Genomic DNA, 23167 nt, shown 5'->3' with positions numbered 1-23167 from the left:
GCCGGCAACGGCGGCGGCGGCGGTGACGGCACCCTGATCGGCGGAAACGGCGGCAAGGGCGGAAAGGGCGGCTTCGGCGTCTTCCAGGGCGGCAACGGCGGCAAGGGCGGAAAGGGCGGCTTCGGTGGCCTCTTCGGCGGCCTGGGCGGCGGCGGTGGCGCCGGAGGCGGCAGCATCTTCTAACCCCTGAACCCCGGAACCGGATCGACGGGGTGGAGGCCCCCGGGCCTCCCCCCTCCCCCCCACCCTTTCTCAGCCCCGTTCCCACAGGCAGCACCCCGTGATCACGAAATTGGAGAAGTCTCATGTTCACAAGCTCCTGGCAGCGTCCGATCATCCTGGCCGCCGCTTCCCTGGCCTTCTTCACCGGTACGGCGTGCGCCGCCCAGGCCTCGCAGTCCCAGACCCCCACGGGCGCTGTCTCCTCGGCTCCGGCCGGCGACTCCACGCACTGCGCGGCGGGCGGCGAAGGCGGCAAGGGCGGAGAAGGTGGCAAGGGCGGCAGGGGCGGCCGGCCCGGCGAGCCCGGTGAACCCGGCAAGCCCGGCCGAGCCGGCTGCTTCCGCTTCGAAGACCTCCCCGACAAGACCGCGTCGGAACTGACGGTCGTGGACCGCGTACGCATCGCCATGACGCTGATCGCCGACGACTCCGACAAGACAAGGGACAAGATCATCAAGAAGTACAAGATCTCCGAGAAGCAGCTCGACACCTGGAAGAAGAACTACGTCGACGGCGACTGGTTCGCCCTGATGGGGATCAATTCCCCCTTCTCCCCCTTCTCCTCCTGAGCGGGCGGCCAATTCAGTCGGAAGCAATTCTTCAGCAAGGGAGAACCTCATGCGTGCACGTTCTTGGAAGTTCCGCCTCGGTCTCGTCATTTCGACCAGCTTGATCGGTGCCGGTGCCATGGTCCCCGCCGCCACGGCGGCCCAGGCGTCGACGAGCCTGACGACCCAGGCGGTCTCCGCCACCGGGGAGCGCCACGGCCCCGCACCCGGCGGTGGTGAGAGTCGTCCGGGCGCGAGCCGGTTCGGCGGCAAGGTGGAACTCAGCGGAGTCAAGGTGGGCAACGGCAGTGTCCGTGTCGGCGACAAGGTGTGCGCGGGCAGCTGCAGCGGAACGGTCAACGGCACCAACGGAGGCAAGGGCGGGGTCTGTGTCGGTCTGTGCAACGGCAGTGCCAACGGCGGCGCCGGCACCACGGGCGGGACGGGCGGCAACGGCACCGACGGCGGCAAGGGCGGGGTGTGCGCCGGGGTGTGCGGCGGCAGTGCCAACGGAGGCAACGGTGGCAACGGCGGGGCCGCGCCGGCCGGTGGTGACGGCGGCAACGGCGGCAGGGGCGGCGAGGGCGGCATCTGCGTCGGATCCGGCTGCCAGACCAGCGGTCAGGGCGGCAGCGGCGGAAACGGAGGCGAAGGCTGACCCGCCCATGACGGGCGACCCCTCCTTGACGGGCGCTCGGATGGATCGCTCGATAAGATTTCACGTACGGAAAGAGCGGCCCGATCGCGCCGACCGAGCACCCCGGTCGGCGCTGTCGCGTGCGGGATCGCAGCGGCGCTGGACGGTCGGCCGGGTGCGGGGAGGCGCTTGATGGGCACGGCATCGAACCGGGGCCCCGACACGGGCCGGCCCTCCGGCCTGATCGGCACGGAGATCGCTGGATACCGGATCGAGCGCTTGATCGGCCGCGGCGGCATGGCCGTCGTCTACAGCGCGAAGGACCTGCGCCTGGACCGCACGGTCGCGCTCAAGCTGATCGCCCCGGAGCGCGTCCGCGACGACGTCTTCCGCCGCCGTTTCACCCACGAATCGCGGGTGGCCGCGAGGATCGACCACCCGCACATCGTGCCGATCTTCGAAGCCGGTGAGACCGACGGCATCCTGTACATCGCCATGCGGTACGTCGACGGGCTGGATCTGAGGGGACTGCTGGACCGGGAAGGTCCGCTCCCCGTGGAGAAGGCCGTGCGCATCGCCGCCCAAGTGGCCTCGGCGCTCGACGCCGCCCACGAGCACGATCTGGTGCACCGGGACGTCAAGCCCGGCAACATCCTGGTCGCCGCGGGTACCGACAGCGACCACCCCGAGCACGTTTACCTCACGGACTTCGGACTGACCAAGAGATCGCTGTCGCTCACCGGGTTCACCACCGCGGGCGAGTTCGTCGGCACGCTCGACTACATGGCGCCGGAACAGATCTCCGGCCGCCCGGTGGACGGCAGGTGCGATGTCTACAGCCTGGCCTGTGTCGTGTACGAAACCCTTGCCGGCGGGCCGCCCTTCGAGCGTGACGACGCACCGGCGCTGCTGTGGGCGCACCAATACGAAAAGCCGCCCCTCCTGGCGGAGAGGCGGCTGGGAATGGAGCCGGCTGCTGACGAGGTACTGGCGAAGGCTCTGGCGAAGGTCCCGGAGGACCGCTACGACTCCTGCCGGGAATTCGTGGCCGCCCTGCGCGTCGCCACGGCGAGCGGCGTCGACAAGCGCGTCGATCCGCCTCCGTGGGTGGATCCTCGGGGGGCCGCGTCGGCGGGGAAGCACGTTCCGCCGCCGGAGCCCCCGGACTGGGCCCGGCCGGTCTTCACCGGGCCGCCCGGGTAGGCCGTAGAGCCGCGGGCGAGGGGCCGGGGGTCACAGGCCCATGGAGAAGGCCGCCCGCATCAGTTCGGCCGAGGTGTTGATGCCGAGCTTCGCCCGGATGCGGCGCAGGTAGGCGTCGACCGTGTGCCGGGAGAGGCCCATCGAGCGGGCGGCCTGTACGTACGTGCACCCCGCGGCGATGTGTCGCAGTGCTTCCTGCTCACGCGGGGCGAGGGCGGTGGCGGGGGCGGCAAGTGTGAGGCTCATGGGATTTCCTCCGACGCATCGGCTCGGTCATCGCTGCTCGCACCTTCGGAAGCAGGAGACATATCCACGAATGTGGGTGTATGTCCGTGTTAAAGAGCCTGTCGGTGGGACTTCATGAGGGTGTCCGTCAACTGTCACAGCCGTGTCACAGGGCACGTTTTCCCCCGTGTCACTGACGCGATCGCGACGGGCCTTGTGCTCGTCAGTACCCGACGAGGGACTGTTCGGCCCAGATGGTCTTGCCCGACGGCGTTTGCCGCGTGCCCCAGCGCTGGGCCAGCTGGGCCACCAGCAGCAGTCCACGCCCGCCCTCGTCGAAGATCCGCGCACGCCGCATGTGCGGGGCGGTGTTGCTCGAGTCCGAGACCTCGCAGATCAGGGTGGTGTTCTCGTGGATCAGCCGCAGCTGGATGGGAGGCTCGCCGTAGCGGATGGCATTGGTGACCAGTTCGCTGACCACGAGTTCCGTGACGAAGGCGGCGTCGTCGAGCCCCCAGGCCGTCAGCTGCTCGGTGGCGTCCCGACGGGCTTGGCCGACGACGGAAGGGTCGGGCGGCACGTCCCAGACGACGACCTTGTCGGCATGCAGGGCCCGGGTCCGCGCGACGAGCAGGGCGACGTCGTCGTCCGGAGGATGCGTCAACATGGCCGTCAGAATGCGGTCGCAGACCGTGTCCAGCGTGGACGCGGGACGGGCGAGGGCGGTGAACATGTTGTCCAGGGCCTCGTCGATGTCGTGGTCGCGGGCTTGCAGCAGACCATCGGTGTAGAGGGCGAGGATGCTCCACTCGGGCAGCTCGACCTCGATGGTCTCGAAGGGCAGGCCCCCCAGGCCCAGCGGCGGGCCGGCCGGGACGTCGAGGAGGTACACGGAGCCCTCCGGGGACACCACGACGGGCGGCGGGTGGCCCGCCCGGGCGACGGTGCAGCGGCGGGTGACCGGGTCGTAGACCACGTACAGGCACGTGGTGCCGATGCCCCCGGCGGCTTCTCCTGCTCCTCCCGGATCGGACTCCTCGGCGGACAGCCGGATGACGAGGTCATCGAGGTGGGTGAGCAGCTCGTCGGGCGGCAGGTCGACATCGGCCAGGGTGCGTACCGCGGTGCGCAGCCGTCCCATGGTCGCGGAGGCCCGGATGCCGTGGCCGACGACATCGCCCACGACCAGGGCCACGCGCGCGCCGGACAGCGGGATCACGTCGAACCAGTCGCCGCCCACACCGGCCTCGCCACCGGCGGGCAGGTAGCGGGTGGCGATCTCGAGCGCCGTCTGATCGGGCAGCTTGTGCGGGAGCAGGCTGCGCTGAAGCGTCATGGTGGACGTGTGCTCCCGCAGGTGCCGGGGCGCGCTGTTGATGCTGACGGCAGCCCTGGCCGTGAGCTCTTCGGCCAGCCAGAGGTCCTTCGGCTGGAAGGGCTCCCGGCGCCGGTGACGGCAGAAGACGGCCACCCCGAGAACGAAACCGTCGGCGCTCAGCGGTACCACCATCATCGAGTGGGTCCCGGACTCGTGGATCCAGGCCGCCCCCCTGGGGTCCTCGGCCACCCACCGGACGATGGCCGGGTCGCTCGCCCCGTACAGGGCGCCGCGGCCCGCTACCAGACATCCGACGGGAGGCGACAGCGCCGGATAGACGGCCGTCTGTCCGACCGCCACCCGGGACTCCGGGCTTCCCACGAGGACCGACCGCACCGCGGTACGGCGCACGGTGACCGGGCCCGTCACCGGGCCGGAGGACGGCTCGTCGCGGCGCGGGAGGGGCTCCAGCAGGTCGACGACCGCGAAGTCGGCGAGCCGGGGAACGGCTACGTCGGCCAGCTCCTGCGCGGTGCGGCCGCTGTCCAGAGTGGTACCGATGCGCGCGGCGTCATCGGCGTTCGGCAGGAGCGGCTGGTCCCGGTCACCCTCGACACCGGTCCTGTCCTGCGCGGTGAGGCAGACCGCGCGCACCCGGCCGGCGGGATCCCGCAAAGGGGCCAGCGAGGTCGCCCAGCCGCGCCCCGAACCCGTGGGGCGGATGAAGGCATCGACGTACTGCGGCTCACCGGTCTCCAGCACCCGGCGCATCATCCGCTCGGTCTCGTCGCTCACGGGGTCCGGCGCGATCTCCGGCAGACGCAGCCCGCGCATCTCGGCCTCCTCGAGGGAGAGCGCGCGCTTCATGCCGGCGTTCGCCAGCACCAGCCGCAGGTCCTCGCCGAAGATCGCCAGGAAGGAGGGGGACTGGGAGAACGCCCACTCCTCGAGCGGCGCGTCCCCGGGCGGGCGGGGCTCGCCCGCCACGGCGGACACCACGAACCATCTCTTGGTCCCGCTGGTGGACGTCCAACGGTGGGCGAGCAGCCTCCGCTCCAGGCGCCGGCCGTCCTTGTGCCGCAGGGCCGCGATCCCGCTCCACCGCTGCTGGTCGGCAGGGACCCGCAGCGGATCGCCGGCGCCGTCGAAAAGCAGGCCGGCGGCCGGCTGCCCCACGAGCTCGGAAGCCGCGTAGCCGAGCAGTCGCCGGGCACCCTCGCTCCACTCGGTGACGATGCCCTGCTCGTTGACGGTGGCCGTGGCCGTGTACGCCGACCCGTGGGAGGCGTCCGTATCCTCCGGCCGCTCACCAGGAGAGGTGGGAACTCGCTCCATCGCAGCTCATCTCGCCCTCGCTAGTTCCTGCCCGCGCTCACGCACGGGACCCGCGCGGCCAGGGGTTCCACTGACAAGCATGATCCGGCGGGCCAATGAGCACCAACGCAGTGCCCTGACGAGGGCCCCTCTTCCCCGGCCGGCCGGGCCGGGGAAGAGGGCCGCGGGGAGGCGCGGCGGCGGGGTGTCAGGCGGCGCGGGCCGCCGTGTCCAGGTGCCGCAGCCCGTGCTCGAGCGCGGTCACGGCCTGACGGATCTGGTCGGGCGTGTGGTCACAGGTGACGAAGAAGCGCAGCCGGGCCATTTCCTCCGGTACCGCCGGGTGGAGGATGGGGTTGACGCTGATGCCCTGCTGGAACAGCGCCTCGGCGAGCCGCAAGGTCCTCAGCGAGTCCCCGACGATGCACGGCACGATCGGCGTGTCGTGGCTGTCCCCGATGTCGATGCCCGCGGCCCGCGCCAGGCGGACGAACAGTGCGGCGTTCGCCGCGAGACGCGCCACGCGCTGCGGCTCGCCGCGCAGCAGGCGCAGGGACGCCAGGGACGCGGCGGTGTCGGCCGGGGTCATGCCGGCGCTGTAGACGAAACCCGGAACGGTGTAGCGCAGGTACTCGACGACCGAGCGGTTCCCGGCCACGTAGCCGCCGCAGCTCGCCAGGGCCTTGGACAGCGTGCCCGACCAGAGGTCGACGGCCGTGCGCTCGACGCCGTGGTACTCGCCTATGCCGCGCCCGGTCGCACCGATCGTTCCGATGCTGTGCGCCTCGTCGATCATCAGCAGTGCCCCGTGGCGACGCTTGACCTCGACGAGGGCGGGCAGGTCGGCGATGTCGCCGTCCATGCTGTACACGCCCTCGACGACGACGAGCACCCGCCGGTACTGGTGACGGACCTGCGTGAGGATGGCGTCCAGGGCCGCCGCGTCGTTGTGCGGGAACGGCCGCCGGGTCGCGCCGGAGAGCTTGCAGCCCTGCAGGATGCTGTCGTGGGCCAGGGAGTCGTGGATGACGAGGTCCCCGGGCCCGACGAGGTGCCCGATGACGGTGACGTTGGTGGCGTGCCCGTTGGCCAGGGTGATCGCGGACTCGCATCCGAGCAGCTCGGCGAGTTCGGTTTCGAGTTCCAGGTGGAGCGGACGGCTGCCGGAGAGCAGCCTGCTGGCGGACACCGACGTGCCACAGCGCTCGATCGCTTCCTTGGCCGCCCGGTTCACCTCGGGGTGCGTCGCCATCCCCAGGTAGTTGTAGCTGGAGAAGGAGAGGAGCTCCCGGCCGTCGATCACGGTCGTGTCCGTCATGCCGCCCTCGTGGACGAGGAAGTACGGGTTGGGCAGTCCCATCCGGGAGAGAACGGCGAAGCGCTCGCCGTGGGCGGTGACCTCGGGGAAGCACTCGATGCGCGTGTGCTCCTCCGGCAGCGGGGGCCGGGCCCCGTCGCCGTGGGTGTCGCCGTAACCGGCGCGCTGTACGGGGACGGCCGCCGGGGCGGGGGCCGGCGTGGGAGCCGGTGTGGGAGCAGGTGCGGGAACGGCAACGGGAACGGCAGCGGGAACGGCTGTCGGGGCCGGTACGGCGTCCGGGGGGCCGCTCGCGATCAGCGCGGCGATCCTTCCGACGGTCGGCCGGTCGGCGACCCCTTCGTCGAACCTCCACTGCGGCCACTGCCGCTTGAGGGAGGTGAACAGGTCGGTCAGCATCAGCGAGTCGAAACCGAGCTCGTCGATCAGCAGCTGGTCGTCGCGCAGATGACTCACCGGGAACGCGCTGATCCGGGCCACGTGCCCGAGCACGGCGTCCGTGACCTCCTCGACGCTCCCGGTCGGCGAAGGCGCCGGGTCGGCCGGGGAGGCGACCGCGGGCACCGGCTCCGGTTCGGCCGTCGTGGGGGAGGGGGCCTGTGCGGCGGGCTCCTGAGGGGCGGGGTCTCGCGTGGTGGGCTCCTGTTCGGCGGGGTTCTGTGCGGCGCGGTCTTGTGCCGGGAGCGCCTCGGCGAGGCGGGTGATCAGCGCGACCTGCTGCTGCACCAGCTGGCGCAGGTCGTCCATCGGGTCGCTCGTCGGGTTGCTCATCGGGTCGGACACGTAGTCGTTCATCGAGGTCTCCTCGGACGGTGCGGGCCGGGGCGGGAGGGACCCCGCGGAGGTGTCGTTCTTCGAGGTGCGCCCGTTCGGCAGCCAGTACGACCGGGCATCGAGCTTCGCCACCGGCAGGTCCAGCAGCCGGCGGTCCTCCTGGGGGACCAGGGCGCGCGGGTCGACCGGGGCGCCCAGGACCGCGAGCCGGGCCAGGGCCAGCACGAAGGTCCGTCCGCCGTCCGGCGCCTCCCCGCCGACGGGGACGGCGTGGACGTCGCCGTGGCCGGTGAGGTTGCGGCGGACCGAGGTGAGCAGCGAGCTGCCGCCGGTCACCTGGAGGAAGACCCGGGCTCCTTGGTCGTAGGCGGTACGGACGGCATCGCCGAAGTGGACCGGCGTGGACGCGTGGCGCGTCCACAGCTCGCGCAGCCGCTCGGGGTCGGTGCAGACCTCGGCGTTCACGGAGGAGACGAACGGCAGTGCCGGGGTGCTGATGGGCCGGGCGGCGAGGCCCGAGCGCATGCTCTCCTCGGCGGAGGCCAGCCGCGGCGAGTGGAAGGCGTTGGACACATCGAGGGCCGCCGTGACGATCCCGGCGTCGGCGCAGGCCTGCCGCATGGCGGCGATGCCCTGCTGCGTGCCGCTGACCACGACCTGGCGCGGCTGGTTGAAACAGGCGAGCCACACGTCGTCGATGCCGTCGACGAGCCGGCGGCAGGTGTCCTTGTCGCTCTGCACGGCGAGCATCCCGCCCAGGCCGTTCTCGGCCCGCCGCAGGACCGCGCCCCGGTGGACCAGCAGCCGGACGGTGTCCACGTTCGTGAGCGCTCCGGCCGCCGCGGCCGCGGCGAACTCTCCGACGCTGTGACCGAGGGTGAGATCGGGAGCGATACCGCATTCGGCGAGGACACGGGTGGTGGCGATCTGCACGGTGCCCAGCAGCGGCTGGCACACATCGGTGGCGGCGAGCCGCTGCCTGTGCTCCTCCGCGTCGCCGGCGCCCGCCGCGGCCCCGCCGTACAGCAGGTCGCCGAGGTCGAAGCCGATGTCCGGGCGTGCGACGGCACTGAGGACGCCGACCGCCGAGCGGAAGCCGGCGAACCTGCCGTACAGGTCCCGCATCATGCCCGGCTGCTGACTGCCCTGACCGGGGAAGACGAAGGCGATGCGGCGCTGTGCGGCCGGCAGGGGAGCATCGGCGGCGAACGCCCCGTCGCCGAGGTCGCCCCGGGTGCCGGCGACGAGCTGTTCGCGGGCGTGGCGCAGCCGCTGGACGAATCCGTCCGTGTCGGCGGCGACGATCGCGAGCCGGGCCCTCAGGGGTTCACGGCCACCCAGGGTGTGGGCCACGGCGGCCAGCGGCGGGCGGTCCGCCGTGTCGAGTGCGTCGAGTACGTCCCCGATGTGCTGGTCCAGCAGCTCGGGGCTGCCGGCCGTGAGGAGGACGAGCTGGGGTCCGGCGTCTTGGGCGTCTTCGGCGGGTTCGGTGCCTTCGCTGGGCTCGGTGCCTGCGGTGGGCTCGGTGCCTGCCGTGCCTTCGGTTCCCGTGGTGGGTCCGGTGCGCTCCGAGGGGCGGCCGACGGCCGGGACGGACTGCTGCTCCTCCAGCACCACGTGGACGTTCGTTCCGCCGAAACCGAACGAGCTGACGGCGGCACGCCGCGGGGTGCCGCCGCTCGGAAAGGGGCGCGCGGTTCCGGCGAAGCGCAGGCCGGCGGCGGAAATGCCCAGGTCGGGATGAGGGGTGGTCTCCGGTTGCGGCACGATCGTGCCGTGGTGGACGACCAGGGCCGTCTTGATCAGTCCGGCGATGCCCGCCGCGGCCAGGGCGTGCCCGATGAGGGCCTTGCCCGAGCCGAGGTAGCACAGACCGGGGTCGTCGTCGGGGTACTCGCTGCGCAGTCGGCGCAGCGCCTGCGCCTCGGCACGGTCGCCGGCGGCGGTGCCCGTGCCGTGGGCCTCGAGGAAGCCCACGGAAGAAGGAGTGACCCCCGCGTCTTCGTAGGCCCGGCGCATGGCGCGCAGCTGGCCTTCGGCGGTGGGGACCAGCGGACCGGGAGACGCGCCGTCGTTGGCCGAGCCGATGCCCTTGATCACCGCGTAGACGCGGTCGCCGTCGGCGAGCGCGTCGGCCAGCGGCCGCAGGACGACGACACCGGCGCCCTCGCCGAGGACGAAGCCGTCGGCCCCCTCGTCGAACGGGCGGCACACCCCGGTGGGGGACAGGGCGCGGAGCCGGGAGAAGCCGACCAGGCTGTCGGGGGTGAGGTTGAGGTACACGCCGCCGACGAGAGCCGTCCGGCAGGTGCCCCGGCGCAGGTGGGCCAGTGCCTGGTCGAGGGCGACCAGCGAGCTGGAACAGGCGGCGTCGATGGCGAAGCTCGGGCCACCGAGGTCGAAGTGCCGGCTGACGGTGCCGGACGCCATGTTGAGGAGGCTCCCGGGCAGGGTGAAGGCCTCGATGGTGCCGAGCTGTCCCGCCCGCTCCCTGGCGGCGTCGGGGCGGTCGCCGTCGTCCGCCCCGTACGACGCGTCGGCGTGGGCGATGACCCGGAGGGGGGCCGTCATGAGGTCCTTGTAGTCCGACACCGAGATCCCGAAGAAGACCCCGGTGTTCTCCCGGTCGAAATCGCCGCGCCCCAGCCCCGCGTCGTCGAGGGCCTCGCGGGTGACGTCGAGCATCAGCCGGTGCTGCGGATCCATGGCGCGGGCGCGCGCGGGCGGCACCCCGTAGTGCAGGGCGTCGAAGCGGTCCACGTCGTCCAGGAACGCGACCTGGTCGGTGTACGCGGCGTTGGGGGCCGATCGGTCGCCGGGCGCATGGAAGATGTCGTGGTTCCAGCGCTTCTCCGGGACGGCGGAGAACTGCCGCTCGCCGCTCATCAGGAGCTTCCAGTAACCGCGGACGTCGGGGGCTCCGGGGAAGCGGCAGCCGAGTCCGGTGATGGCGATGTCAGTCATGGGGGCTTCCTTGGCGTAGCGCCCTGGGCGATCGGCAACCGAGGCGACGGGGACGGGGATGTGGGCCGCCCTGGTGGTCATCGGTGCGCGGGGAGCTGTCCACAGGACGGTCGACTTCCACCGTGCCCGCAGGAGGCGCGGGGTCGTAGCCCCGGCTATTCGTTACTTGACAGGAGCCGACGGCTCGCTCTCGACCCTCGTGTGCGGCCCCGCCACCGGGCGGGGCCGCACAGCCGTCACGTGGCCAACAGGTACTTTTCGACCACTCGGAGATCGTTGTTCCAGAAGATGACCCCGGGCATGGGGCCGACGTTCAGGAAATCGGGCGTGGTCAGCGGGACGTTGAGGGGCTTGCCCGCGTCGGAATCGTTGTCCCGGTTCCTGAAGGCGACGGTCAGCGACTTCACGGTGTCGGTCTTCTCGCCCGCCCGGAAGAGGCGAATGCCCGAGTACGCCTTCTCGTTCGGTCCGATCGTGGCGATCGCGTGCCAGTCGGACTCCAGCGGACCGATCGGATCCCCGGCCGCGCCGAGCCGTACCGTCGGGTAGATGTAGAGGGTACAGGCCTTGTCGCCGGTGTTGGTGGCGGTGAGGAGGAGGTGCCTGTTGCCGTCCTGCGGGTAGAAGGTCGCAGCGAGCGAGATGTTCGCGTCGGTACAGGAGGCGATGGCATTCCTCCCGCCGTCGCCGGAGCCGTCCCGGCTTTCGTCCGCGCCGGGGGCGGCGGTCGCGGTCGGGGGGCCGGGCGTGGCGGTGGCGGTCGGGCCCGGGGCGCCGGGCGCGGCGGAGGCGGTCGCGGTCGGGCTCGGGACGCCGGGGTCCGCTTTGTCGTCCTTGCCGTCGGGGCCGCAGGCGCTGGACGAGAGGAGGGCGGCGATGGACAGGGCCCCGAGGGCGTACGTCTTCCAACCCGTGCGGGTCGTGTGGGTCGGGCGGGTCTTGAGCATGGTGGTCCCCCGTGTGCTTCTACGTGCTTCAGGTGGCTGGCTGGTCCTTCGGTTATGCTCCGAAGAAATCGCCGTACGCCCCCTCACAGGGGATTGTTGCCGATCGCGCACATAGGGGTCTCGCTTCCGTTTCCCCTGCTCAGGACCCTCAGGACCGGTTCCGCGACTACCGCGTATACCTGCGGATGCGGTAGCGCAGCCCGGACACCGAGGACTGCCAGCCCGCGTCCTCGGCGAGGTTCCACGCCGCGTCCGGTATCGGGGCGTGGGTGTCGCCCTCCACCGGCGAGTCGACCTCGGTCACCGAGAGCGTCGTCGCGTAGGGCAGGGCGGCGCGGTAGATCTCGCCGCCGCCGATCACCCACACGGCGGCCGCGGGTGCGGCTGCCCGGGCGCGGGCCGCCGCGTCCGGCTCGGCCGCGCGTTCCAGCGCCTCGGCGATCGACCCCGCGCGCTCCGCGCCCTCGGCGGCCCACTTCGGATCGCGCGTCACCACGATGTTGCGCCTGCCGGTCAGCGGTCGGAACCTCGGGGGCAGCGAATCCCACGTCTTGCGGCCCATCACCACGGGGTGGCCGAGGGTGGTCGCCTTGAAATGCGCCATGTCCTCGGGCAGTCGCCACGGAATCGTGTTGCCCGCGCCGATCACGCCGTCGGGGGTCTGCGCCCAGATCAGCCCGACGTTCACACCGCCACCGGAGCCTTGATGGCCGGGTGGTGCTTGTAGTCGAGGATCTCCACGTCCGCGTACGCGTAGTCGAAGAGCGATTCGGCCTGGCGCAGGCGCAGTTCGGGGAACTCGAAGGGCGTGCGCGAGAGCTGCTCGGTCACCTGCTCGGTGTGGTTGTCGTAGATGTGGCAGTCGCCGCCGGTCCAGATGAAGTCGCCCGGTTCGAGGCCGACCTGCTGCGCCACCATGTGCGTGAGCAGGGCGTAACTGGCGATGTTGAACGGGACGCCGAGGAACAGGTCCGCGCTGCGCTGGTACAGCTGGCAGGACAGCTTGCCGTCCGCGACGTAGAACTGGAAGAAGGCGTGACACGGCGCGAGGGCCATCGCGGGCAGCTCGGCGACGTTCCAGGCGGAGACGATCATCCGGCGGGAGTCCGGGTCGCTACGCAGCGTGTCGAGGACCTCGCTGATCTGGTCGATGTGCCTGCCGTCCGGGGTGGGCCAGGAACGCCACTGCACACCGTAGACCGGGCCGAGCTCGCCGTCCGCGTTCGCCCACTCGTCCCAGATGGTGACGCCGTGCTCGCGCAGCCAGCCGACGTTCGAGTCGCCGCGCAGGAACCACAGCAGCTCGTAAACGATGGACTTGAGGTGCACCTTCTTGGTCGTGACCAGCGGGAACCCCTGCGAGAGGTCGTAGCGCAATTGGTGCCCGAAGACACTTCGGGTGCCCGTGCCCGTCCGGTCGGCCTTGGCCGTCCCTGAGGTGAGCACGGTGCGCAACAAGTCTTCGTACTGAGTATCCGCCACAGTCAGGGATTCTACTGGGCTGCCGATACCGCCTCGGTGACGCCCTCCGCCGGCCCCGACGCGAGCCGTCGCCACGAGGGTGGCGGCGGCTCGCGCAGAAGGGACGGATGCCAGGGGCGGCCGGCGCGGATGCCGCCCGGGTCGGGGGTGCCGGTGTCGGTTCCGACGCCGCCGTTCACATCACCGTGAAGACACCCACCCGCATCGACACGGACCTCGACCGTGCCACCGCCGTGCGGGCCGGAGCTGACGCGGCGTCGGGAGCTGTCAGACCACGTCCCAGCGGACGTCGGCCCAGGCGGTGTTGAGTACGTCTTCCAAATCGCCCGGGTCGGCGAACGCCACCTCGTCGATGCCGGCCAGCGGCTGGCTGGGGCAGTGGGAATTGGTTGCTGCGGCAGCCCGCAGTGCCGGAAGGTCGCCCCGGGTCAGACGCCTCGTCGACCACGGGGTCCCGCTGCGGGTCATGGCTCCCTGGAGCAGCTGCATGGTGATGCCGGGCAGAACGTCGGCGCGGGGCCATACGACCTGCCGGCCGTCCCAGAACGCGACGTTCCACACCGATCCCTCACGTAGGGCCCCGTCCCGCCCCACGAACAGGACGTCGTCGAAGCCCGCTGCTCGGGCCTGGAGCCGGTGGTAGGAGAGGCCCATCGTCGCGGCGTGCTTGAGGTGCGGCAGCTCGCGTTCGTACGTTGTCGTGCGCACCCGCAGGGCCGGTCCGGGCGTGTCGTCGACCGGCTCGGACACGGACACCATGACATCGGCCGCCGACGGCGCGTCGGCCCGGGGGACGAGGGTCACCCTCACCGATGCGTCCCGCTCCGTACCGAGGGCATGGCGGATCAGCTCCCGGATCCTGCCGCCGTCGCTCCCGCCGCCCGCTCCGAAGAGCTCGAGCGAGCCTTCCTCCAGCCTCCTCAGGTGGAGGTCGAGACCTCGGACCGACCTCGCGCGCACCTGCATGGAGGTGAAGTGGCCGTAGTTCCAGGTGGCGACCCGGTGCACGTCCGCGACCTCTGCGGGCCGACCGTTGATCTCTATGTTCAGCACCCGAGTCATGCTGTCACAGCCTCACCCGAACAAGATCGTTAGCGGATGCCGGATGCCGGATGCCGGATGCCGGATGCCGGATGCCGGATGCCGGATGCCGGATGCCGGATGCCGGATGCCGGATGCGACGACGCCGGAGTGGGGACACCACGACCGCCGCACGCGCACGGCGCCCCGGACCGCTACGTTCGCGTCGCGTCCAGGAGGCCTGTCGCGTCGCCGACGGGGTGGCCGGTGCGGCGCAGGGCGGCGGGGGTGGTGCCGTACCAGCGCCGGACCGCCCGGCGAAGGGCGCGGGCGTCGGCGTAGCCGCTCTTCGCGGCTATCGAGTCGATGCCGAGGTCGGTGCTGTGGAGCAGCCGCGCGACGTGGGTCCGGCGCACGGCGTCGACCTCGTCGCTCCACGTGGTGCCGTGTTCGTCGAGGCGGCGCTGGAGGGTTCGCGGACTGACCGCCAGGCGCCGCGCCACCACGGACAGCGTGGGGGCGCCTTCGGCATGGGCGGAGGCCAGGGCGGTACGGAAGAGGTCCAGCCAGTCGTGCAGCGGGACCGCGGTGGCGAGGGTCTGTTCGGCGTGTCGTCGCAGCACGCTCGACAGGCCGGGCTGGGCGTGCGGGGTAGGGGAGTCGAGGTCGGCGGTGAGGAAGGTGATCGAGCTGGACGGGGCTTCGAACGCGATGGCGCGGGTGCCGTAGAGCTCGGTCAGGGCGTCGTGCCGGCGGGGTGCCTTGGCGGCCAGGGAGACGCGCAGGGGAATGATGCGACGCCCCGCGGCCTCGCCGAGCCGCCGCTGGTACAGGCCGAGCGCGTAGCCGCGGATGGCGCAGGCCGCCTCGTAGGTCAGATCGGCCTCGTTGACGTGGCTGATGGTGACCTGTTCGCCGTCCTCGGTGACTCGGAGGTTGTCCGTGCCGGTGTCGGCGACGGTGGCGAAGTAGGCCGCCGCGTCGCGGATCCCTTCGAGCGGTGTGGGCGCCGAGGTGATCAGGTAGTCCCAGACCCCGAGGCTGCCGATGCTCGACTGCCGCGCCAGCAGCATGGACATCTCCGTCCAGGGAGCGTGGACGGTCGTGAGCTCCGCGACGCGGATGCTCGTGGCCGTCGGAGTCCGGCACGAGTCGTCGTCGAGGTGCTCGGGAGCCAGGCCCAGCAGGTGCGCGTATGCGTGTGGGGGTATGCCGAGCAACCGGGCGACATTGACGCTCAGTCGGGCGAGGGCGGAGGAAGTTGTCCCCTGATGTGCATGAGAGACCACGGGGGTTGAGCATAGGGCAGGACGAAATGCCAGAGGATCGGCGGGTAGCGGGGCCTGGTGTCCCCAACATGGCGCGGAGGGTCCCCCCGTGGCGCGTTCGGTCCCCTTGACGGCGTGTGCTGCCCGGGGCCGTGCGGTTTTCTCGGCCATAGTCTGGTGTTCGTTCTCGCACGGTGCGCATGGCGCCGGAGATACCGTTGACCTCGTGGAACGGGGTCGACCGCGGGGCCGAGTACGGGTCCCGGCCGGATCGGAGCCCCCCCACGGGGGTGGGGGGCCCGAGACCGGCCGTGGTCGGGGTCAGGCCGGGGGCAAGTCCTGCGCGAGGACCCGGGCCGCGTCGTATTCCTCGCGGTACGCCTGCTTGGCGACGTCCGGATAGCCGAAGGCGCCATCGCCGAAGTCTGCCGTGCCCCACGGCCCGAGAGGGGCACGGCTCCGGCCCCACCCTTGCGAGCAGGGGTGGGGCCGGCAGCTCGGTAAGGCTCAGAACCTGGTCGTGATGGTGGTGTTGGCGAAGTCCTGGACGGCGTGGAGGCTGATGTAGACGTAGCCGGCCGGGGGGTTGTTGATGGTCAGGGTCTCGGTGTTGCCGCTCTGGGTCGAGCGGGCGGTGTAGTTGCTGGTGGTGGCCCAGTTGGTGGGGCTGTAGTAGAGGTCCGCGTTGCCGGTGCCGCCCGCGACGCTGATCTTGAGGGAGGTCGTGCCGGCGGGGACCTGCAGGTAGAAGTAGCGGTGGTTCCCGGTGGTGGCGGAGACGTTGGAGCGGCTGCAGTTGTCACCCAGCACGCGGACGTCGGCATCGGCGCACTCGGCGGGCGCGGCAGCCCCCACGGTGACCGCCTTGCTGGTGCTGGCGGTGGCACCCTTGTCGTCCGTGACCGTGAGCCGCACGGTGTAGGTGCCGGCCGCGGCGAAGGTCTTGGCCGGGCCGGCGGCGGTGGAGCCGCTTCCGTCACCGAAGCTCCAGGCACGGGACGCGATGGTGCCGTCCGCGTCGGTAGAGGTGTCGGTGAAGTTGACGGCCAGACCGTTCACCGAGGCGGTGAACCCGGCCACCGGAGCCTGGTTGGCCGGCGGGATGGTGCCACCACCGCAGTCACCAGCGGCGCACTTGGCCAGCCAGGCACCGAAGTCCGCGTCGTAGCGGGTGCCGATGGTGGAGGTCAGCAGTGTGCGGGCGGCCGCCCAGTTGCCGGTGCGGTAGTGGCCGAGCAGCGTGGCCACGTCCTGCGGGTGCGACTGGATCAGGTACCGGACCGCCAGGTAGCCCCACTGGTAGACGCGGGTGGAGTCGGAGTTGTCGTAGGTGGTGTCGAACAGCGTGCTGAGCCTGTACGTCTTGTTGCCCGCCTCGGTGATCGCGCGGTCATAGGTGACGTTGCGGTACGAGTAGGAGATGTACTCCGCCAGGCCCTCGACCCACATCACTGTGGGGGTCGTCATGCCCGCGTTGAAGTCGCCGTACATGTCGAAGCGGCCGTCGAGGTAGTGGGTGTACTCGTGGTTGAGGTTCCAGATCTGGAACTCCGGCCGCACCCACTCCGCCTCGTAGGCGATGAAGCGCGGCTGGTTCCCGACGGCGGCCGGGTCGCCCTCGAGGTACATTCCGCCGTTGTCGGTGCTGATGTCGAAGATGATGCCGGCGTAGGTCTGGTAGTCGGTGCTGGAGTCGAACGCCACCACCTCGAGGCGGGTGTTGTTGTCGTTCGCGACCGCGCCGCCGTCCTTGACGACGCCGTGGAAGTAGGCGTCCTGCTTGGCCAGGCTGGTGCAGCTCGCGGCCAGCTCGGTGGCGGTCATCTGCTGCGCGACGATGCGCAGGCTCGGGCTGCAGGTGTGGTTGACCGTGAGTACGGCGGTGCGCACCCGGCTCGGCAGGTCGCAGGTGTTGTAGTAGGCGCAGTTGGACGCGTCGTACGAAGAGGTCATCTCGGCCAGCGGCACCCAGAGCGCGGCGGTCCGGCCGGTGATCGCGCCGCGGTCGAGCAGCTGCTTGACGAGCGGCCGGACGGTCGCCCGGAGCGCGGAGTGCTGGAGGAAGCGCCCGAGTTCACGGCCGGCGTTGGCCGTCAGGTAGCCCTTCCCGGTCCCGAGCAGGTCGTCATGGGCCACGGCGAAGTTCCGCAGCACGGTGAGGATGCCGGGGTCGGCCTGCACGGCGGGCAGGAACTCCGGGGTCTGATGGCCCCGGAACAGGATGGTGTAGGCGTTGTTGACCGCCGAGACCATGGACCAGGAGCTGTCGTAGGTGGAGTTGTAGCCGGTCAGCAGGCGCTTGACCACGCGGAGGTAGCGGGCGTTCTCCTGGGCGCTGTCGACCAGGATGACCGCCTCGGACAGGGTCTGTCCGTTGGCCTCGGTGACGTCGTTGGAGCGCGGTGCGGCGTAGAAGGTGTCCAGGGCGCCCCGGATCGAGCTCTTCAGAGCCGGGCCGTAAGCGCCGACGGTGGATGCGTTGTACCACTGCACGAAGTACCCGGCGCGCAGGTAGAGCACCAGCTGGCCGACCGAAGTGCTGTTGTCTCCCGGGTAGTTGGCGGAGCCGGCGCGCAGTGCGTCGGCTACCGAGACCATCTGCGCCTCACGGAAGGCGGCCTTCGCATTGGTGCCCTTGAGCTGGAACAGCGAGTTCACGCAGTCCAGCTCGGAGGACTTGATCTGCTGGACCAGGGCGCCACCGGTCTTCGAGGTGAAGTCAGCGACGTTGCAGGTCGCGGCGGCGTCGCGGGCGCCGGGCGCCGACTCCGCGGTGCTCTTGCGTCGTTCGCTCTGCTCCGGGTCGTTGGCGGCCCGGAGCGGGGCGCGCTGCGACAGGTCCGTGCTCGGCCGGGCGGCGTGCTCGGCCGTGAGCGCGGCGGCCGCTGCCGTCTCCGTCGAGGGCTGCGGGGCGGCGCTGGACTTCCAGGCCGGAGCCGGGGCGGCGGGGTTCACCTCGCGGGCGAGGGCCTGGCCGGCGGGGGCGAGCACGGTCAGGCCCAGACAGCAGGCCAGAGCGGCTATGAGGGGCCGGACGCGGCCCTTCGTCGTGGGGGTTCTTGGCATGGGGGTGGGCCTCCGAGCCGGTCTGCGGCCGTGCTGGCGGCACGGCGAAACGGGAGTAATGGCCGTGGCACCAAAGGGAGTTGACGGGGATTCCGACTCTGGCGTGACCACGGCAATGATGTGTGCGATGTAACATGGCACACATCACATGGCTCTGAAAAGGGTCTCGGTGGCACCTCTCGAGATCTGGGCTCCCGTCAACTCGACGCCACCCGGAGCGCCTTGGCTGGTTTGCCCGAGCTCGTCCCGTGGGCGGCCTGACCGTCGAGCTGCTGCGCGCCAGGGGCGAGGGCGCGCGGGCGCCCGCCCTGGTCGCCGATGGGCGTTCCGGGTCGGCGAGGGCCCCTGTGAGAATGTGGGCGGCCCTCGGCGGGGTGCGGGTCGGGAGTGGCTACGGGCCATGGGATGGGGGGGAAATCGCATGGGAGTCGGCGGAGCCGGCGGATCTACGGACGACCTGTTCGCGAGCGCACTGGGCGAGGTGGGCAGGGATGGCAGCGGAGAGGGCGCGGATGACGGCCCCCTGCCCTCTCTGCTAGCCCTGCACGGCCGCCCGACCCGGGAAGTCTTCGACCGTGCGGCGCGCCTGCTGGCCTGTGACGATCCCGTCGAGCGGGAGCTGGGGGCGCGGGTCCTGCGCGAACTGGGCCCGTACGGCACCGAAGGGCGTCGGCCCTTCACCGCGGAAACCATCGATGTGGTCCTGGCCGAGATGGCGGACGAGCCCGATCCGGAGGTCCTCGGCTGGATGATCTCGGTACTGGGTTACCACCATGCCCGCCGGGCCCTCGACCTGGTACTCGACCACCAGGCTCACGCGGAGCAGCCCGTACGTTTCGCGGTGGCCGCCGCTCTGCCCGGCATGGCCGATCCCGACCGGACGCAGGCGCGGGTCGTGGACGCCCTCCTGCGGCTGGCCGGAGACGACCACGACGCCGTGCGCTGGTACGCCCTGTACGCGCTGTTCAACGAGACGGCCGGGATCACCGACGAGCGGAAGAGGCTCTGGGCGGCGCGCCTGAGAGGGCGGGCGGACGCGCAACGCCGCGAGGAACTGGCCCAGCTCGCCACCACCCTTGACGACCGCGCCGATGCCGCCTTGCGTGACCTCCTCGCCGGCGGCGAGCGGGAGGCGTAGCGGTGGGGAGCGATGGTCGAAGCGTCACCTGGCGTCAAGATTCCCTTGACAAGATGATCATGTCAAGGAAGTCTTGACGTCATGAACCCCTCCCAGAACGCCCCGGCCGACGCCGGACCCGGCGCCTCCGCGACCCCCCATCCCGCACTGGCCTCCGCTCTGGGCCTGATCGCCCTCGCCATCAGCCTGATCGCCGTGGCCATGTCCTTCGCCGACCACCTCGGGACGGGCGGCACCGCCGCGCTCATCGGCGCGGACCTCGTCCTCGTCGGGGCGATGGGCGCCCTGCTCGCCACCCTGAGGGCACAGCCCGCCCCCGTTCCCGCCCCCGCTTGCGATGTCGCGCCGGACGGTACGGCGCGACGAGTCCGCGACGAGGAACTGCTCGACGCGCTGGAGCCGTTGGCTCCCGCCCGGGGAACCGGAGGAGAGGGGCGATGAGCGAAGCCCCCCCGGCCCCACTGCTCAGTGCGCAGGAGATCGCCGCCATCCGGGAAGAGATCGCGGGAGCCGTCCTCGGCGGTCCCGAAGGCCTCGCCGCCTCACTGGAGCACGACCCGGAGGGCTTCCTGCGCCTGGTGGCCGCGGCCCGCGTGGGAGCCGAGGAATCCAGCCGGCTCCTGCGGCAAGCCATCCAGGGGGCCAGGGCGGCGGGCCACAGCTGGGACAGCGTGGGCGGGGTCCTGGGGGTGAGCCGGCAGGCGGCCCAGCAGCGGTTCGCCGTCAAGTCGCCCGCTCCCGAGCCCGCGCCCGAGCCCGGTTCCGCGACCGGTCCGGCGGACCACGCGCCCGGCGCGCCGGCGCGCCGGACCATCACCCCGGTCACCGCATTCAACGAGATGGCCGAACTCGACGGGGCCGCGAGGGACGGCTGGCACCTGGTGGACTACGGACCGCTCTTCCTCCTGGTGGAAGCCTCCGACCGGATCTGGGAACACCGACGGACCTTCGGCGGCCAGCGCAGACGCATGAAGGCGGAGGGATGGACACAGGTCGGTGCCTGGTCCTTCCCCTGGCGCTACTACAAGCGCCCCACGGACCAGCTGGCCTAGTTGTAGGACACGCGGCGGCGGCCCGGCCGAGGTCAGGAGCCCCCGAACCCCCACGTAACCTCTTTCCGTGCCAGCCTCCCGCCCCCATCACGTCGCCGTCCTCGTCCTCGAAGGGGCGAAGCCCCTCGACGTCGGCATTCCCGCGCAGGTGTTCACGACCCGCGCGAGCATGCCGTACGAGGTACGGGTGTGCGGCGCGGAGCCCGGGCTCGTGACCGGCGGAGACGGCCTGGCCTACTCCGTCGCCCACGGCCTCGAGGCCCTCGCGTGGGCCGACACCGTCTTCGTCCCCGGCTACCGGTTCCCGGACCGGGAGGACCCGCCGCGGGCCGTGGTCGACGCGCTGATCGAGGCCCACAGTAGGGGCGCGCGACTCGCCGCCATCTCCACGGGCGCCTTCGCGCTCGCCGCCACGGGCCTGCTCGACGGCAAGCGCGCGACGACGCACTGGCACTACGCGCGGGCGCTCGCGGCGAAGTGGCCGCTGGTCCGGGTCGACGAGAACGTCCTGTTCGTCGACGAGGGCAGCATGCTGACCTCGGCCGGTGCCGCCTCCGGCATCGACCTGTGCCTGCACGTCCTGCGCACCGACCTCGGCGTGGCCGCGTCGAACCACACGGCCCGGCGGCTGGTCGCGGCCCCCTACCGCAGCGGTGGCCAGGCACAGTACGTCCCGCGCAGCGTGCCCGAGCCGCTCGGCGAGCGGTTCGCCGCCACCCGCGAGTGGGCGCTCCACCGGCTCGGCGAGCCCCTCACCCTGGAAGTGCTCGCCCGGCACGCGGCGGTGTCGCCGCGCACGTTCTCGCGGCGCTTCGCCGAAGACACCGGATACACCCCGATGCAATGGGTGATGCGCGCCCGCATCGACATGGCCCGCGAACTGCTGGAGCGTTCGGAGCGGGGCGTCGAGCAGATCGCCGCGGACGTCGGCCTCGGGACCGGCGCGAACCTGCGGCTGCACTTCCAGCACATCCTGCGCACCACGCCGAGCGAGTACCGGCGCACTTTCGCCCAGGGCGAGTGACCCGCCGGCCCGTACGGCCTACGCGCGACTACGCGCACGGACTACCTGTCGGACGCCGCCCCGGACGGGCTACCCCTACGCCCTCGTACGCCGTCGTCCGCCCCGTTAGCCGCACCAGTTGGCGGCCGTTGGCGCGATCCTTGCGGACCATGGCGATCGCGCCGCTGTCACCGGCGGCCGCCACGCGCGAACCTGGGGGCGAACCCAAGGGACAGGGACAGGGAGACACACCATGACTCGCATCGCCATCAACGGATTCGGCCGCATCGGACGCAACGTGCTGCGCGCGCTGCTCGAACGCGACAGCGACCTCGAGATCGTCGCGGTCAACGACCTCACCGAGCCGGCCACCCTCGCGCGCCTGCTCGCGTACGACACGACCTCCGGCCGCCTCGGCCGCCCGGTGACCGTGGACGGGGACGTCCTCGTCGTCGACGGCCGCCGCATCAAGGTGCTCGCCGAGCGCGAGCCGGCGCAGCTGCCGTGGGCCGAGCTCGAGGTCGACGTCGTGCTCGAGGCGACCGGCCGCTTCGCCACGGCCAAGGCCGCCCGCGCGCACATCGACGCGGGTGCCAAGAAGGTGCTGGTCAGCGCGCCGGCTGACGGGGCCGACATCACGCTCGCATTCGGCGTGAACAGCGACAAGTACGACCCGGCCCTGCACACGATCGTCTCGAACGCCTCGTGCACGACCAACGCGCTCGCACCGCTGGCCGCGGTGCTCGACGAGCTCGCGGGCATCGAGCACGGCTTCATGACCACGGTGCACGCCTACACGCAGGAGCAGAACCTGCAGGACGGCCCGCACCGCGATCCCCGTCGCGCCCGCGCCGCCGCCGTCAACATCGTGCCGACCACGACCGGCGCCGCCAAGGCGATCGGGCTCGTGCTGCCCAACCTCGACGGCAAGCTCTCGGGCGACTCGATCCGCGTCCCCGTTCCGGTCGGATCGATCGTCGAGCTCAACACCACCGTCGCCCGCGACGTCACGCGCGAGGAAGTGCTGGAGGCGTACCGCGCCGCGGCGGCCGGGCCGCTCGCCGGCGTGCTCGAGTACTCGGACGACCCGCTCGTGTCCTCCGACATCACGGGCAACCCCGCCTCGTCGATCTTCGACTCCGCCCTCACCCGCGTCGAAGGCCGCCACATCAAGGTGGTCGCCTGGTACGACAACGAGTGGGGCTTCTCGAACCGCGTCATCGACACGCTCGAGCTGATCGCCACTCGCTGACCCACGGCCAAGGCCCACGGCCCACCGCCCACGGCCCACCGCCCACGGCCAGGCCCACGGGCTACGACCTGACGACCTACGGGGCCACGACGGCCGACACCGCGTGGCCCGTAGGCAGGTCAGGGAAGATCGGCAGGCGGCGGCTCGTCCTCGGCCTCGTAGACGTGCGGGCCGTCCGCCTGCCACTCGATCGCCGTCGAATCCCCGAAGACGAGCTCGTCCGGGTCCGGCAGCTCGACCCGGCGCAGAAACTCGATCAGGTCGGCATCCTTGTGCGCGACGCCGAGGACCGTCTCCGTACCGCCCACGCGAATCGTGACCCGCCGGCCGCCCGACGGGGCGATCCGGTGCACGACGATCGGTGCATGCTCCATCTGCCCAGCCTGCCGCCGGACGAGCCCGCACGCATCCGGACG

At 71.5% G+C, this 23167-nt stretch carries 19 protein-coding genes; 9 read left to right on the top strand and 10 right to left on the bottom strand.

All coding sequences use genetic code 11. The annotated features are described in order from the left end of the window. The 4 genes from J7E97_RS26510 to J7E97_RS26495 form a co-directional block, all read left to right on the top strand. A partial coding sequence (locus J7E97_RS26510; protein ID WP_215032114.1) for a hypothetical protein occupies positions 1-183 on the top strand: 183 nt, incomplete at its 5' end. Positions 184-305: 122 nt separating this feature from the next. Beyond that, positions 306-791, top strand: coding sequence for a hypothetical protein (locus J7E97_RS26505; RefSeq protein ID WP_215032111.1), 486 nt, complete (start codon positions 306-308; stop codon positions 789-791). Between the two features lie 49 nt (positions 792-840). Continuing rightward, entirely contained in the window at positions 841-1428 is a 588-nt protein-coding gene (locus J7E97_RS26500; protein ID WP_215032108.1) for a hypothetical protein, read from the top strand. Between the two features lie 171 nt (positions 1429-1599). Next, positions 1600-2610 (top strand): serine/threonine-protein kinase, encoded by a 1011-nt coding sequence (locus tag J7E97_RS26495; protein WP_215032105.1) that lies wholly within the window; start codon positions 1600-1602, stop codon positions 2608-2610. A 30-nt stretch (positions 2611-2640) separates the two neighbouring features. Here the strand turns inward: J7E97_RS26495 and J7E97_RS26490 are convergent, their stop codons facing one another. The 9 genes from J7E97_RS26490 to J7E97_RS26450 all read right to left on the bottom strand — a co-directional run bounded on the left by J7E97_RS26490 (position 2641) and on the right by J7E97_RS26450 (position 18306). Then, entirely contained in the window at positions 2641-2856 is a 216-nt protein-coding gene (locus tag J7E97_RS26490) for a response regulator transcription factor (protein WP_215032103.1), read from the bottom strand. 202 nt (positions 2857-3058) lie between these two features. Then, positions 3059-5488 (bottom strand): SpoIIE family protein phosphatase, encoded by a 2430-nt coding sequence (locus J7E97_RS26485; protein WP_215032101.1) that lies wholly within the window; start codon positions 5486-5488, stop codon positions 3059-3061. Positions 5489-5675: 187 nt separating this feature from the next. Next, complete coding sequence (locus J7E97_RS26480; protein ID WP_215032099.1) at positions 5676-10523, bottom strand: type I polyketide synthase; 4848 nt, start codon at positions 10521-10523, stop codon at positions 5676-5678. A gap of 236 nt (positions 10524-10759) precedes the next feature. Next, a complete protein-coding gene (locus tag J7E97_RS26475) occupies positions 10760-11470 on the bottom strand; it encodes a DUF4232 domain-containing protein (protein WP_215032097.1) in 711 nt (236 codons plus the stop codon). A 166-nt stretch (positions 11471-11636) separates the two neighbouring features. After that, positions 11637-12158, bottom strand: a complete 522-nt coding sequence (locus tag J7E97_RS26470; protein WP_215032095.1) for a dihydrofolate reductase — start codon at positions 12156-12158, stop codon at positions 11637-11639. Next, a complete protein-coding gene (locus J7E97_RS26465) occupies positions 12155-12952 on the bottom strand; it encodes a thymidylate synthase (protein ID WP_308346812.1) in 798 nt (265 codons plus the stop codon). Before J7E97_RS26465 ends, J7E97_RS26470 begins: the two co-directional genes overlap by 4 nt. 267 nt (positions 12953-13219) lie before the next feature. Then, positions 13220-14005, bottom strand: coding sequence for an aminotransferase class IV (locus tag J7E97_RS26460; RefSeq protein WP_215032093.1), 786 nt, complete (start codon positions 14003-14005; stop codon positions 13220-13222). Between the two features lie 182 nt (positions 14006-14187). Then, on the bottom strand, positions 14188-15261 hold the full coding sequence (locus J7E97_RS26455; protein ID WP_215032091.1) for an AraC family transcriptional regulator: 1074 nt from the start codon (positions 15259-15261) through the stop codon (positions 14188-14190). A gap of 486 nt (positions 15262-15747) precedes the next feature. Further along, positions 15748-18306, bottom strand: a complete 2559-nt coding sequence (locus J7E97_RS26450) for a collagenase (protein WP_215032089.1) — start codon at positions 18304-18306, stop codon at positions 15748-15750. A gap of 421 nt (positions 18307-18727) precedes the next feature. Between J7E97_RS26450 and J7E97_RS26445 the strand changes: the two genes are divergently transcribed. The 5 genes from J7E97_RS26445 to gap all read left to right on the top strand — a co-directional run bounded on the left by J7E97_RS26445 (position 18728) and on the right by gap (position 22751). Beyond that, a complete protein-coding gene (locus J7E97_RS26445; RefSeq protein WP_215032086.1) occupies positions 18728-19444 on the top strand; it encodes a HEAT repeat domain-containing protein in 717 nt (238 codons plus the stop codon). An 81-nt stretch (positions 19445-19525) separates the two neighbouring features. After that, entirely contained in the window at positions 19526-19885 is a 360-nt protein-coding gene (locus J7E97_RS26440) for a hypothetical protein (protein WP_215032083.1), read from the top strand. Then, positions 19882-20496: a hypothetical protein gene (locus J7E97_RS26435; protein WP_215032080.1), complete on the top strand. Its 615-nt coding sequence runs from the start codon at positions 19882-19884 to the stop codon at positions 20494-20496. Before J7E97_RS26440 ends, J7E97_RS26435 begins: the two co-directional genes overlap by 4 nt. 67 nt (positions 20497-20563) lie before the next feature. Next, positions 20564-21520 (top strand): GlxA family transcriptional regulator, encoded by a 957-nt coding sequence (locus J7E97_RS26430; RefSeq protein ID WP_215032078.1) that lies wholly within the window; start codon positions 20564-20566, stop codon positions 21518-21520. Between the two features lie 232 nt (positions 21521-21752). Continuing rightward, positions 21753-22751 (top strand): type I glyceraldehyde-3-phosphate dehydrogenase, encoded by a 999-nt coding sequence (gap, locus tag J7E97_RS26425; protein WP_215032076.1) that lies wholly within the window; start codon positions 21753-21755, stop codon positions 22749-22751. A 119-nt stretch (positions 22752-22870) separates the two neighbouring features. On the opposite strand, the gene J7E97_RS26420 is transcribed toward gap, so the two are convergent. Beyond that, a complete protein-coding gene (locus J7E97_RS26420) occupies positions 22871-23125 on the bottom strand; it encodes a hypothetical protein (RefSeq protein WP_215032074.1) in 255 nt (84 codons plus the stop codon). Positions 23126-23167: the final 42 nt, after the last annotated feature.

It is taken from the genome of Streptomyces sp. ISL-66 (assembly GCF_018614135.1).
GTDB lineage: Bacteria > Actinomycetota > Actinomycetes > Streptomycetales > Streptomycetaceae > Streptomyces.
The sequence above is the reverse complement of the archived record's forward strand: the minus strand, read 5'-3'. Positions and strand labels throughout refer to the sequence as shown.

Bases quoted from the DNA above. Each gene is read 5' to 3' on its own strand.
- J7E97_RS26505 (WP_215032111.1), top strand. From the start codon at position 306: ATGTTCACAAGCTCCTGGCAGCGTCCGATCATCCTGGCCGCCGCTTCC.
- J7E97_RS26500 (WP_215032108.1), top strand. From the start codon at position 841: ATGCGTGCACGTTCTTGGAAGTTCCGCCTCGGTCTCGTCATTTCGACC.
- J7E97_RS26495 (WP_215032105.1), top strand. From the start codon at position 1,600: ATGGGCACGGCATCGAACCGGGGCCCCGACACGGGCCGGCCCTCCGGC.
- J7E97_RS26490 (WP_215032103.1), bottom strand. From the start codon at position 2,856: ATGAGCCTCACACTTGCCGCCCCCGCCACCGCCCTCGCCCCGCGTGAG.
- J7E97_RS26485 (WP_215032101.1), bottom strand. From the start codon at position 5,488: ATGGAGCGAGTTCCCACCTCTCCTGGTGAGCGGCCGGAGGATACGGAC.
- J7E97_RS26480 (WP_215032099.1), bottom strand. From the start codon at position 10,523: ATGACTGACATCGCCATCACCGGACTCGGCTGCCGCTTCCCCGGAGCC.
- J7E97_RS26475 (WP_215032097.1), bottom strand. From the start codon at position 11,470: ATGCTCAAGACCCGCCCGACCCACACGACCCGCACGGGTTGGAAGACG.
- J7E97_RS26450 (WP_215032089.1), bottom strand. From the start codon at position 18,306: ATGCCAAGAACCCCCACGACGAAGGGCCGCGTCCGGCCCCTCATAGCC.
- J7E97_RS26445 (WP_215032086.1), top strand. From the start codon at position 18,728: ATGGGAGTCGGCGGAGCCGGCGGATCTACGGACGACCTGTTCGCGAGC.
- J7E97_RS26440 (WP_215032083.1), top strand. From the start codon at position 19,526: ATGAACCCCTCCCAGAACGCCCCGGCCGACGCCGGACCCGGCGCCTCC.
- J7E97_RS26435 (WP_215032080.1), top strand. From the start codon at position 19,882: ATGAGCGAAGCCCCCCCGGCCCCACTGCTCAGTGCGCAGGAGATCGCC.
- gap (WP_215032076.1), top strand. From the start codon at position 21,753: ATGACTCGCATCGCCATCAACGGATTCGGCCGCATCGGACGCAACGTG.
- J7E97_RS26420 (WP_215032074.1), bottom strand. From the start codon at position 23,125: ATGGAGCATGCACCGATCGTCGTGCACCGGATCGCCCCGTCGGGCGGC.